This is a genomic window from Kitasatospora sp. NPDC042419, assembly GCF_056437345.1.
Genome location: NZ_JBWKAW010000014.1, coordinates 150,424 through 163,057, shown reverse-complemented (window position 1 = coordinate 163,057; position 12,634 = coordinate 150,424). Strand labels below are relative to the sequence as shown.

The 12,634-nt window shown below is 74.8% G+C and carries 9 protein-coding genes and 1 tRNA gene; 2 read left to right on the top strand and 8 right to left on the bottom strand.

Annotated features, from left to right (window positions below; genetic code table 11):
* Positions 1 to 63: 63 nt before the first annotated feature.
* Positions 64 to 1,137: an EamA family transporter gene (locus tag AC067J_RS25175; protein ID WP_478302734.1), complete on the top strand. Its 1,074-nt coding sequence runs from the start codon at positions 64 to 66 to the stop codon at positions 1,135 to 1,137.
* Between the two features lie 218 nt (positions 1,138 to 1,355).
* On the opposite strand, the gene AC067J_RS25170 is transcribed toward AC067J_RS25175, so the two are convergent.
* The 8 genes from AC067J_RS25170 to AC067J_RS25135 form a co-directional block, all read right to left on the bottom strand.
* Positions 1,356 to 2,138, bottom strand: a complete 783-nt coding sequence (locus AC067J_RS25170) for a pyridoxine/pyridoxamine 5'-phosphate oxidase (RefSeq protein ID WP_478302732.1) — start codon at positions 2,136 to 2,138, stop codon at positions 1,356 to 1,358.
* Between the two features lie 490 nt (positions 2,139 to 2,628).
* Positions 2,629 to 2,958 carry a hypothetical protein gene (locus tag AC067J_RS25165; RefSeq protein ID WP_478302730.1) on the bottom strand — a complete coding sequence of 110 codons (330 nt, stop codon included), beginning with the start codon at positions 2,956 to 2,958 and terminating at the stop codon, positions 2,629 to 2,631.
* A 427-nt stretch (positions 2,959 to 3,385) separates the two neighbouring features.
* Entirely contained in the window at positions 3,386 to 4,750 is a 1,365-nt protein-coding gene (locus AC067J_RS25160) for an FAD-binding oxidoreductase (protein WP_478302728.1), read from the bottom strand.
* Between the two features lie 342 nt (positions 4,751 to 5,092).
* A complete protein-coding gene (locus tag AC067J_RS25155; protein WP_478302726.1) occupies positions 5,093 to 6,487 on the bottom strand; it encodes an MFS transporter in 1,395 nt (464 codons plus the stop codon).
* Between the two features lie 58 nt (positions 6,488 to 6,545).
* Positions 6,546 to 7,376 carry a MerR family transcriptional regulator gene (locus AC067J_RS25150; RefSeq protein WP_478302724.1) on the bottom strand — a complete coding sequence of 277 codons (831 nt, stop codon included), beginning with the start codon at positions 7,374 to 7,376 and terminating at the stop codon, positions 6,546 to 6,548.
* Positions 7,377 to 7,503: 127 nt separating this feature from the next.
* Positions 7,504 to 8,613, bottom strand: a complete 1,110-nt coding sequence (locus AC067J_RS25145; protein ID WP_478302722.1) for a peptidoglycan-binding protein — start codon at positions 8,611 to 8,613, stop codon at positions 7,504 to 7,506.
* Positions 8,614 to 8,834: 221 nt separating this feature from the next.
* A tRNA-Ser gene (locus AC067J_RS25140) sits at positions 8,835 to 8,922 on the bottom strand.
* 67 nt (positions 8,923 to 8,989) lie between these two features.
* Positions 8,990 to 10,720 (bottom strand): S1C family serine protease, encoded by a 1,731-nt coding sequence (locus AC067J_RS25135; RefSeq protein WP_478302721.1) that lies wholly within the window; start codon positions 10,718 to 10,720, stop codon positions 8,990 to 8,992.
* Between the two features lie 430 nt (positions 10,721 to 11,150).
* On the opposite strand from AC067J_RS25135, the gene AC067J_RS25130 reads away from it, so the two are divergent.
* Positions 11,151 to 12,623, top strand: a complete 1,473-nt coding sequence (locus tag AC067J_RS25130; protein ID WP_478302719.1) for a purine-cytosine permease family protein — start codon at positions 11,151 to 11,153, stop codon at positions 12,621 to 12,623.
* Positions 12,624 to 12,634: the final 11 nt, after the last annotated feature.

The window sequence follows — 12,634 nt, the reverse complement described above, 5'->3', positions numbered from 1 at the left end:
CATCCGTCCCGATTTTTGTAACGAGCTTGCCGCCCAGTGGCTCCTTACGGCAAACTCGCCACTATGCCCACGCCCAACCCCACCGAAACCGCCGTCCCGACGTCGGCCGCAGCCGTCGCCGAGGCCCTTGCCATGCCGCCCGCCCCCAAGGGCGAGCCCGCCGGCGAGCGCGGTGGCTGGCGACGAGGCGACGCGCCCGGCGACGGGCTGCCACCGGACGCACGACCCGGCCGACCGTCCGGCCGACGGTTCCCGAACTTCCTGCGGCGCCCGGAGCGAATCCCGGCGCCGCTTCTCTGTCTGACCGCGATGTTCCTGGTGCAGACCGGGATCGCGTTCTCCAAGCCCCTCTTCGGCCCGCTCGGGGTGAGCGGCACGACCTTCCTCCGGCTGAGCTTCGCGGCGGTCATCCTGCTGGCCGCCACCAGGCCGCGGCTGCGCGGGCGCCGACCGCGCGACCTGGCCGCCGCCGCCCTGCTCGGCATGGCCTCGGCCGGCATGACCCTGCTGTTCGCCGGGGCCGTCGACCGGCTGCCGATGGGCACCGCCGCGACCATCGAGTTCCTCGGCCCGCTCGCGGTGGCGCTCTTCTTCGCCCGCCGCGCCAGCCACCTGCTGTGGGCGCTGCTCGCCGCCGGCGGGGTGGCGCTGCTGACGCTGCTCGGCGAGGCCGGGGACGGGAGCGGAGCCGGGCTCGACCCGGTCGGCCTGGTGTACGCCTTCGGGGCGGCCGCCTGCTACGCCGCGTACATCCTGTTCACGGACAAGGTCGGGGCCGCGTTCCAGGGCTTCCAGGGACTGGCCGTGTCGATGACGGTCGGCGCGCTCACGGTGGCGCCGTTCGGGCTCGGCGAGGCCTGGGACGGCCTGACCGAGCCGGGCGCCTCGCCGCTGATGCTGCTGCTCGCGGTCGCCGGGGTGTCCCTGCTGCTGCCGGTGATCCCGTACGCGCTGGAGATGACGGCGCTGCGGCGGATGCCGCAGCGGGTGTTCAGCGTGCTGGTGAGCCTGGAGCCGGCGGTCAGCGCACTCGTCGGGCTGGTGGTGCTGGGGCAGCTGCTGGGCGCGCCGCAGCTGGCCGGGATCGGCTGCGTGGTGGCCGCGAGCGTCGGGGCCACGCTGACCGGGCGGCGCTGAGCGGGTGTTGCTGAACGGGTGTTGCTGAACGGCGCGCGGACGGCGCGCGGACGGAGCCTGGGCCGGGCGGCCGGGGCCCGTCCGCGGCGGACGCCCGAAGGCGCCGGCCCGGAACGGCCGAGGTGAGAAGGGGCGCTTACCGGTCCGGTACGCGCCCCGACTCGTCGGTCCTCTGGTGCCCTGGCCCGCTGGTCCGCCGGCTCCCCGGCCCTACGGCCCTACGGCCAGAGCAGGGTGCGCGACCACTCCGGCGTCCGGACCGGGCCGGTCCGGGTGAAGCGGAGCCGGACGTGATGGCGGTCCGCGTGGCCCTGCCAGAACTCCACCTCGTGCGCCCAGAGCGTGAAGACGGCGTGCCCGGCGGCGACCGTGTCGGGGGTGGTCTCCAGCCTGCGGCGGGCGACCGCCACCGCCTCCTCGTACTCGGCCGGCGAGGCCAGCGGCTCGCTCTGCCGACCGACCAGCGCGCCGATCCGCGCCGCCGGGGAGCGGGTCGCGAACTCGGCCGCCGCGACCTGGTCGGCGGCCCGCTCGACGGTGCCGCGGACCCTCACCTGGCGGCCCAGCTGCGGCCAATAAACGGTGATCGCGGCGGCCGGGTGGTCGCCGAGCTGGCGGCCCTTCGGGCTGTCGGCGGCGGCGGAGAAGACCCAGCCGGTGCCGGAGGAGTCGACGTCGCGCAGCACCAGCACCCGGGCGTCCGGCATGCCGTCGGCGTCGACGGTGGAGAGCGTGACCACCTGCGGGTCCAGCACCCCGGCGTCGAGGGCGGTGGCGAGCCAGTCGACGAAGAGCGGGCCCGGCTCGACCGGGGCCGCCTCGGCGTCGAAGGCCGGCAGCGGACGGGTCATCGGCGGGCGTCCGAGCAGCAGCTCGGGCACGGACCTGGGCTCGGGACGGTGTTCCGGCCCCGGCGCCGGGGCCGGCTCCGCAGCTGCCTCCGGGCCCGGTACCGGGCTGGTCTCGTCCGGGCCGGTCAGGCCCTCCTCCTCCGCTGCCATCGCGCCCTTCCTTCCGGTTGCCGCGGCCGCAGCCCCTCGCCGGGAGGGCCACCGGGGCCCCGGGCGCGGGGGTGCGCTGTCGGAGCGCAACCGTACCGCCGCGCGGTGACGGGCCCGGGCGCGGGCCCTCGACTGGGGCTCGTTCCGGGGCCCAGGCCGGGCCCCGGGGCGGCGGTCGGGGTCCCGGGGCGGCGGTCGGGGTCCCGGGGCGGCCCCGGGCGGCCCCGAGCGGCCCCGGGCTGTCGACCACCGGCCACCGGCGCCCGGCGCCCGGACGCGCCCGTGGGCGGCACCGACCTGCGGTGCCGCCCACGGGACCGGTTCGCGGTGACCCTTTCCGCTACCCGGTTGCGCTTTTCGCGATCTGTTCCGACTGCTTCGCTTCGATTCACTTCACTGTCTGCTTCGAACCCCGCCGCGGATGCTCAGCTCACCCACGGCCACCCACCTCCGGCGCCCCCGCCGGCGATGGCTCCCGGTCGACCGACGCTCAGTTGAAGATCGGGGCGAAGACGACGCTGAAGTTCTTGTTGGACTGGCCCGCCAGGACGGCCCCCGAGTTGTCCTTCACCGCGAGGGTGTTGGCCTGGTTCGAGGCACCGGCCCCGGAGGCCGTCTGCTGGTTCGAGACGTAGTTGCCGTCGACCGAGCCGAAGATGTTGCCGGTCCCGATGTTCGACACCACGCCGCTGTTGGACCCGTCGTTGGCGAGCGCGCCGTTGTCGGCGGCCGCGACGCCGGCACCGGCGAGCAGCAGCCCCGCCGCGAGCGGGGCCGCCACCAGAAGACCGGCCACCTTACGGGTGCGGATGCGAGCCATGAGAGCCTCCAAGAAACGGTAAATCGTGCAATGTGTGCGGGAGTTCGCCGGCCAGACGAACACCTGCGGGCTGCGACGCCGAGGGAAAGACTTCCGCAACAAATCGACAAAGCACCACCTCCCGGCGGCCTTTTCGCCCTTTAGCGTGATATCCAGCAGCCCGGCGCATAACCGGCGCCCGAACGGAAAGCGCGCCGACACACCGCCGCTCACCTGCGATGTCGCCCGAACGGTCGGACACGACCGACGCTCGGACGGCCGCGCGAAGGGGAGCACACGGACAACCCGGCGCACCACCCTGGCGCGAAGAACCCCCGAACGCGCCCCCCAAAAGTAGGGTCGCGTCACCGTGTCGACATATCCAGCCATTCTGCGACAGTCTGAAAATCCGGTGATTCGCCGAATCTGCGGTCCGCCGAGAATACGGTCAGATCGCTTTACCGGGGTTGAGAATGCCCAAGGGATCGAAGACCGCCTTCAGCTGCCGCTGCAGCTCCGACGCCACCGGGCCGAGCTCGCGCGCCAACCACTCCCGCTTGAGCAGGCCCACCCCGTGCTCCCCGGTGATCGTGCCGCCCAGCTCCAGCCCCAGCTCCATGATCTCGTCGAAGGACCGCTGCGCCCGCGCCGACTGCTCGGCGTCCGCCCCGTCGAAGATCACGATCGGGTGGGTGTTGCCGTCGCCCGCGTGGCTCACCACCCCGATCGTCAGCCCGTGCCGCTCGGCGATCGCCGCGACGCCGGCCAGCATCTCGGCCAGCCGCGAGCGCGGTACCGCCACGTCGTCGATCATCGTGGTGCCCAGCCGGTCCAGCGCGGGCAGCGCCAGCCTGCGGGCCTCCAGCAGCATCTCCGACTCGGCCTGGTCCTCGGCCGGCACCACCTCGGCCGCCCCGGCGGCCCGGCAGAGATCGCCCACCGCGGCCAGCTGGTCCACCCGGTCCGGGCCGTCGAAGGCCACCAGCAGCAGCGCCTGGGTGGACTCCGGAAGACCCATCTGCGCCAGCTCGTTGACCGCCCGTACGCTCACCGCGTCCATCAGCTCCATCAGCGACGGCGTGAACCCGCGCGCCATCACCGCACAGACCGCCTCACCCGCCGCGGCCGCGCTCGGGAACTCCGCCGCGAGCGCCAGCTGCGGCTCGGGCGCCGGCCGCAACGCCACCACGGCCCGGACCACCACGCCCAGCGTGCCCTCCGAGCCGACCAGCAGGCGGGTCAGGTCGTAGCCGGCGACCCCCTTGGCCGTCCGGCGCCCGGTCGACAGCAGCCGCCCGTCCGCCAGCACCACATCGAGCCCGAGCACGTACTCGCTGGTCACGCCGTACTTGACGCAGCACAGCCCGCCCGCCCCGGTCCCGATGTTGCCGCCGATCGTGCAGGACTCCCAGCTCGACGGATCCGGCGGGTAGGCGAGCCCCGACGCGGCCGCCGCCCGGGAGAGCTCGGCGTTCACCACACCGGGTTCGACCACCGCGATCCGGTTGACCGGATCGAGCTCCAGGATCCGGTTCATCCTCACCATCGACAGCACGATGCAGCCGTCCACCGCGTTGGCCGCGCCGGACAGACCCGTCCGCGCCCCCTGCGGGACCACCGGGACCCGCAGGGCGGTGGCGGTCCGCATGACGTGCTGCACCTGCTCCACCGTCTCCGGGAAGACCACCACGGCCGGGGTGCCGGCCGCGCAGAAGCCCGCCATGTCGCGGCTGTAGGCAGCCGTCACGTCCGGGTCCACCGCCAGTGCGCCGGGCGGGAGGCCCTCCGCCAGCCGGTCCGTCAGGTCACTCATCGCCGCCTCCGCTCGCGCCACCCGGTCCCACCGCACCGCTGGCGCCGTTGTTGCCGCTCGTGCTGCTCGTGCTGCTCGTGCTGCTCGTGCTGCTCGTGCTGCTTCGCTTCCGTACCGCCTCGGCCGTCGCCGACGCCGACGCCACCGGCGCAGCGACCGGGGCCGTCCGGGCGGGGGCAGGTCCGCCGCTCCGCACCCGCCGGGTGACCGCGTCCGGCCCTCGCACTCTGCCCGGCACCCGGCCGCCCGGCAAGTACGCCGCTCCGCACCCGGTCCGCGCCGCACCCGGTCCGCGCCGGCGCCGCGCGGACGCCGCGCACCCGAGAGGCACCCGGCCGGCGGTCAGCCCCGCCGCAGCGCCCGGGAGCCCAGCGCGGCGAGCCCGGCCCCACCGGTGGCCAGCGCGCAGAGCACGGTCGGCACCCGGGCCCCCGCCGCGTCGGCGAGCAGTCCGAGCAGCCCGGTCGAGAGCACCAGCGCCGCGCTCTGGACGAGCGTCAGCAACGCCTGCACCCGGGCGAGATGTCCGTCCGGCGCGCCCTCCAGCAGCAGGGGGCCGAGCCGGCACGCGAACAACCCCGAGCCCGCCCCCGTCACCACCCCGCCCGCCGCCGCCACCAGCGGGCCCGGTGCCCAGGCCAGCACCGCGATGCCCACCGCCGCCGTACAGAGCCCGGTGGCCGCACCGACCCACGCCCTGGCCCACGCGCCCGACCCCGCGCCCGACCGCGTTCCTGTCCCGTGCCCGGACGTCGGCCGCCCCGCCGGCCGCCGCGAGTCGCCCCGGCCCCCGTCACCGCGCCAGGAGAGCAGGGCCGCCACCGCGAGCACCCCCGCCCCCTGCCCGCCCGTCACCAGCCCGGTCGCCCCGGCACCCCACCCGCGTTCCCGGGCCAGCAGCGGCACGAGCAGGGAGACCACCGGCAGCAGCGCCCCCGCCGCAGCCCCGGTGAGCAGCAGCGCCGCCCGCAGCAGCCGGTCCCCCACCGCCAGCCGCACCCCGGCGGCCGCCTCGCGCAGCAGCCCGGGCGCGGCTGCCGGACCCTCCGGGGACGCATGCGGAGAGGCGTTCGGGGAGGGCTTCGGGACCGTCACCTCGTCGGCCCGGACGCGCACCCGCAGCAGCACCAGCAGGAGCACCGCGAAGCTCGCCGCGTCCGCCAGCGCCGCCCCCGGCAGCCCGCCCACCGCGACCAGCGCCCCGCCGAGCGGCGCCCCCAGCAGGGCGGCGGTCTGCCCGCCCGCCTGACGCAGCGCCAGGGCCCGCGGCAGCTGATCTGCGTCCACCAGCCGCCGCGGCATCGACCCGCTCGCCGGGAGGTAGAACGCGTCGACCACCCCGACCACGGCCGCCGTCGCGACCAGCAGCCAGAGCGGCGTGCCCAGGCAGCCCGCGGCCGCCGCCAGGGCGAGCGTCGCGGCCAGCATCACCGCATCCCCGACGAGCATCACGCGGCGGGCGCCCAGCCGGTCCGCCAGCGCACCGCCCAGCAGGACCAGGGCGGTGCGGCACACCGTGATCACCGTGAGCACGAGGCCGGCGGCGCCGCCGCCGTGCGCGGCCGCGGCCCAGCCCAGGGCGAAGAACAGGGCCGCGTCGCCCAGGGCGCCGGCCTGGGCGCCGACCAGCCAGAGCAGGTAGGGCCCGGGGAGCGCCGCCCGGCCCCGGCGGTCGGCCCGGGCCCTGAGGTCCGGGCGGTCGGCTCCCTCGGGCGCGGTGGCGCCGGTGATCGTCATGTCGGCCGACGCTAGGACCCTCGACCCGCTTGAGGGCAAGCGCCACCCCGTGGGACGACTACCCGCGGGCCACCGGCTCCTGAAGTTCGGTCACCCACCCGGCCTGGTCGTCCGGGCACTCCAGGTAGAGCTCCCGGGCGTACCCGGCCGAGCGGTAGCCGTTCTCGTCGATGAACCGCGCCAGCGCCTGGAAGGAGCCCAGCGCGTCGTCCATCGACCCGCGGTGCACCACGGTCGCCGCCTCCTCGACGGCCGGCAGGTCGACCACCGCGAAGCCCTGCTTCCCGCCCGGGGCCACCGCGGCCCCGACCGGCACGGCCACCCGGACCAGCACCGCGCCGTCCCCGTCCGGGACGTCCTCGTAGCAGGCGAAGGACGGCCCGGTCTCCGCCACCCCGGCCGCGGCCAGCCGGCCGCAGAGCTCCTCGAACAGCGGACCGACCACCGGCCCGACGTCCTCCGGCTCGTAACTCGCCGCGACCGCCGTCAGCTCGGCCACCCGCACCGCCGGTACGCGCTTCACCACGACATCGTGCGTGGACATGGTCCCCTCGCTCTCGATCGTCCGGAGCCTCGCCTCGACCCGGGTCAGCCGTTCCGCGTCCGCCGCCATCGCCGCGGCGAGCTCGGCCCGCCGCAGCCGCAGCATCCCGCGCAGCTCCACCGCGTCCACCTCCTCGTCCAGGACGGCCCGCACCTGCTGCAGCGTGAAGCCGAGGTCCTTGAGGGCGATGACGCGGTTGAGCCGGGCGAGTTGGGCGGCCTCGTAGCAGCGGTAGCCGCTGGCCGGATCGACCCGGGCCGGCCGGAGCAGCCCGATCGCGTCGTAGTGACGCAGCATGCGGACCGACACCCGGCCGTGTTTGGCGAAGTCTCCGATGTTGAACATGATGCCTCCAGTGCAGACCCTCACACCGTGTCATGGTCAAGCACCGGAGCTCCGCCACCGCCGGCCGCCTCTCCGCCCCTTCCTCCCCTCCCCTCCCCTCCCCTCCCCCTTCTCCCGTCCCCGCCGCTCAGTCCGTCACGTCGAACCCCCGCCGGTCCCCCAGCACCCGCAGGCTCCGCTGCCCGGGGATCCCGTTCGCGTCCGTGCCCGAGTAGCCGAGGCTGCGCTGGAACGCGGCGTACGCCTGCACCGTCCGGGTGCCGAGCGACCCGTCCACCCAGCGCTGCTCCAGGAACCCCTCGTCGGCCAGCGCCTGTTCGACGATCCGGACCTCGCCGCCGTACGTCTGGTGCCCCTGCTCGGCCCCCGGGTCGGTCCGCGCCGCCGCCGCCACGTGGGCCACCGAGACCCGCCGCGGCGAGGGCAGCCGGCCGAGCAGCCGGCGGAGCGACCCCTCCCCCGGCACCCCGTCCGCGTCGGGCCCCGAGTAGCCCAGACCGTGCTGGAAGTCCTGGTAGTTGAGGGTGTCGGCGTCCCGCCAGTCCTCGTCCGGCCCGGACTGGTAGTGCCGTCCGAAGCCCTGCCGGACCAGCGCCTGCCCCACCTCCAGGACGTGCGGCCCGTGCGCTCCGTAGCCGTACTCCAGCCCGTTGACGGTCACCCGGTACCGGGCCGGGCCGGACTCCGCGCGCGGCGGGGGCAGCGGTGCGCCGCCCGCCGCCGCGGCGATGCCGGGCAGCACGGTCTCGCGGAACTGCCGCGCCCGGACGTCCCCGGGACAGGCCGTCCCGCCGTCCGACCACTCCGGGAACATCCGGTGCACCCCGAACCCCGGCGCGTCCCACGACGGGCAGGCGCGCAGCGGGACGCCGTGCCGCTGGTGCAGCCAGGCCCCGAGCGCGATCAGCGCCGCCAGCTGGGCGTCCGTCCACGGGTCGGTGCTCCGGTCGTCACTGGCCGACTCGATGCTCACCGCCCCGGTGCCGTCGGCGCGGCGGTTCGCGTGCATGTTGGCGTCGGCGCGGGTCTCGGTGCCGACGAACTGCCCGACGCTGCCGTCGTACCCCACCCCGAAGTGCGACTCCAGGTTGGTCGAGTCCCGCCAGTACTCGTACATCCGCCGCGGCGTCCACGGCGCCGCCACACTGTGGAAGATCACCTGCGTCGGCGTGATCGCCGTCTGCTCGTCCGACTCGGGCTGGAGCTCCATCTTCTCCGCGCCGGGGTACCAGGCCATCCGTCTCTCCTCGCCAGGCCCAGGGCAGTCCGCCCCTTGCACCCGGCTAAACGAGACCCACACCCCCACACGAGGACACCTCGTCCCCAAACCCCCCGTTCAGGTGAAACCGGACACTCCGCCCCCGCCCGCCCCACCTCCACCCCGCCCCCGAAAACACCGAAGGCGGGTGCCGGCTCGATGCCGGCACCCGCCTTGAGCAGGTGGTTTTCTCCAACCAGCGGAGAGCGTGGGATTCGAACCCACGGTACGGGGTCACCGCACGACAGTTTTCAAGACTGTTCCCTTAGGCCGCTCGGGCAGCTCTCCAGGCGGAGGTCAGCCTAACGGGTCCGGCGGGGTTCGGTGCACCGGGTTTTCGGGGTCGGGGCGGGGGTCAGTCGCCGACGCGCGTGCCGAGGGTGACCTTGGTGCTGAGGGTCTGGCCGTTGCGGGTGTACTCGACGTCGACGGTCTCGCCGGGCTTGTGCGTCCAGATCTTGCTGACCAGGGCCGGGCCGTTCTCGATCGGGCTGCCGCCGAGCTTGGTGATGACGTCGCCGGGCTTGAGGCCCGCCTGGTCGGCGGCGCCGCCGGGGGTGACGGCCGGGGTGCCCTGGATGTCGCGGGTCTGGATCTGGGCGCCGTCGCCCTTGTAGTCGTCGTTGCGCAGGACGTCCAGCTTGGCGTACACCGGCTTGCCGGTCTTGATCAGGGTGTCGGCGACCCACTTGGCCTGGTTGATCGGGATCGCGAAGCCGAGGCCGATGGAGCCGGCCCGGCCGGTGCTGGAGGAGTTGGACTGGATCGCCGAGTTGATGCCGATCACCGCGCCGGCGGAGTCGAGCAGCGGGCCGCCGGAGTTGCCGGGGTTGATCGAGGCGTCGGTCTGCAGCGCGTTCATGTACGAGGCCTGCGAGCCGGTCTCGTCGCCGGAGGCGACCGGGCGGTCCTTGGCGCTGATGATGCCGGTGGTGACGGTGGACTCCAGGCCGTACGGCGCGCCGATGGCGATGGTGGAGTCGCCGACGTTGACCTTGTCGGAGTCGGCCAGCGGAAGCGGCGTCAGCTTGCCCTTGGGCGGGCTGTCGAGCTTGATGACGGCCACGTCGTAGCCCTCGGCGCGGCCGAGCACGGACGCGTTGTAGGACGAGCCGTCGGCGAACTTGACGGTCAGTTTGCCGCCGCTGGACGCGGGCGCGACCACGTGGTTGTTGGTGAGGATGTGGCCCTCGGTGTCGAAGACGAAGCCGGTGCCGGTGCCGGACTCGCCGTTGCCCTGCGCCTTGATGGTGACGACGCTGGGCAGCGCCTTCTGCGCGATGCCGGCCACCGAGCCGGGGGCGGCCTCGTTCTTCTGGGAGTTGTTGGCCTGGACGGTGGTGCTGGTGCGGTCGGCCGCGGCGCTGACGCTGGTGTCGTCACGGTCCGCGACGAGCACGCCGACCGCGCCGCCGGCCACGCCGGCGACCAGGGCGACGGCCGCCACCAGGGCGATCAGGCCGCCGCGCTTCTTGCGCGGGCCGCCGGGCGACGGGGCGCCGGGGTACTCGGCCGGGTAGCCGAGCGGACCGCCGGGGCCGCCGGGCGCACCCGGGCCGCCGGGGGTGATGTCGTGCCCTCCCCAGCCGCCGAGCGGCTGGCCTGCGCCGAACGGGTGGTGCTGGCCGGTCGTGCCGTGGGCCTGCGGAGCGGCCGGGGCGCCGTACGGGTCGTGGGCCGCGAGCGCGGCCGGCGGGACCGGCGTGCCGGGGGCGGGGGTGGCGTACGGGTTGCCGACCTGCGCGGCGGGCGCGACCGGGGCCGGAGCCGCCGGGGTGGCCGGCGCGGGCGGCAGGACCGGCGGCGGGGCGTCGAGGTAGCCGGTGTCGGCCGCCGGGGCGGCGGGCGCCGGCTCCGGCGCGCCGACCTTGCCGAAAGCCAGCGTGGGCGTGAACCCTCCGTTGCCTCCCTCGGCGGGCGCGGCGCCCGGAGCGGACGGGTACTGGTCGTGGGGCGTCGCCACGGGGGCGGGGCCGGCCGCAGACTGCTGCGCCGGACCGTCTGGAGCGGGACCCACCACCCCCTGGCCGCCGGAGGGCTGCTCCCCCTGCGGCCCGGTGGACCCAACCTCGCGCTCGGTGCTCACGGACGACCTCCATAGCTGACAGGACCAACAACCATAGTTTTTCGCACACTCGATTCGATTGCCGTAAGGACCCTTCTGAAGAAGTCATAAGAATCCTTAGCCAGGCCAGACAGAGCCTGGTGGAACGCCCCTCCCGACGGGCTCCGCGCGCCTCGGCGCCGCACCCGGACCGCGGCCTCCGCCGCACCCCCCGCAACGCCTCCGCCGCTCCCCCGTCGCACCCCGCCGGCCCCGGAGCACGGTCCCCTGGCCTTGGCGTTCTCCGCCGCGGCCGCTAGCCTGTCGCTCCAAACTGACACGCGGGAGCTTGGACCCACCAGGCTGAGAGTGCGCCGGTCGACCGTACGCCACGGGATCCGTGGGCGGGGCGTCGAGGGGGCGCTGACCGCCGGAACCTGTCCGGGTAATGCCGGCGTAGGGAGTATCGGCCATGCCGCCTGCTTCGCCATCCTCGTCCCCGGGTGCGCCCTCCTCCGAGGGTCTCCCCCCGTCGTCGGACGCCGGGAGCACCGTCCCCGGTTCCCGGGAGGCCGCCCGCTCCGGCGGCACCGCCGTCCTGGACCGCCCCGCGGCCGCGGACGGCGCCCGCGTCGAGGCGCCGCTGGTGCTGGACACCGAGCCGCCGCGCACGCTCCGCTTCCGCGACCACTTCGCGCTCTGGATGAACCTCGGCGTCTCGCTCATCGGCTTCACCACCGCCGCCACCGTGCTGGGCGCCCAGGGCAGCGAACTGTCGCTGGCCGCCGCGGTGACCGCGATCGTGGCCGGCACCGTGGTCGGCACCGCGATGCTCGGGGTGGCCGCCCTGATCGGCGCGCGGACCGGCGCGCCGGCCATGGCCAACCTGCGCGGACTGTTCGGGACGCGGCTCTCGTACGTGCCGACGGTGCTCAACATCGTCCAGTGCATCGGCTGGGGCGTGTACGAGCTGCTGGTGATCGCGATGGGCGCGCAGACCGTCGTCGGCACCGAGGGCTACCGCTGGATCTTCATCGTGCTGGCCGGCGCGGTGACCACCGCGCTGACCATCTGGCCGCTCGGCGCGATCGCGGTGCTGCGCCGCTTCGTCGCCGCCGCGGTGGCGGTCGCGATGGTCTACCTCACCGTCCAGCTGGGCCGCAACGGCGTGTCCGACCCGGGGGCGGGCAACTGGCACGGCTTCCTGAAGGCGACCGACGCGATGATCGCGGTGTCGATCTCCTTCGTGCCGCTGGCCGCCGACTACACCCGGCACTCGCGCACCCCGCGCTCGGCGTTCTGGGGCAGCTTCTCCGGCTACACCGTGGCGCAGGTCTGGTGCTACGTGCTCGGCCTGGTCGCGCTCCTCCAGGCGGACGGCGACCCCGCCCGGATCTTCGACTCCTTCCTCGGCGTCTGGGCCGGCTGGCTGTTCCTGCTGGTGCTGGTGCTGCGCGAGACCGACCAGTCGTTCGCCAACGTGTACTCGACCGCGATGTCGGTCCACAACCTGCTGCCGAAGGTCGACCGCCGGGTGCTGACCGGCGGCACCGGGCTGCTGATCACCGTGCTGGCCCTGCAGATCACCGAGTTCACCGACTCGTACTACGCCTTCCTGGGCCTGATCGGCTCGATCTTCGTGCCGATGTTCGCGGTGCTGGCGGTCGACTACTTCCTCGGCGCCGGCCGGCGCGGCTGGAACCTCTCCGCCGACGCGCCGTCCCGCTGGCTGATGCTGCTGCCGTGGGCGCTCGGCTTCGCCACGTACCAGCTGATCGCCCCGACCGCCGTCGCCGGCTGGTGGACCGACTTCTGGACCTCCGCGCAGGAGGCGCTGCACTTCACCCCGCAGGAGTGGACCTCGGCCTCGCTGCTCGGCTTCCTGGTCCCGGCCCTGGCCACCTGGGCGCTCACCCCGCTCACCCGGGGCGCCGCCGCGCGCTGACCGGGGGCGCC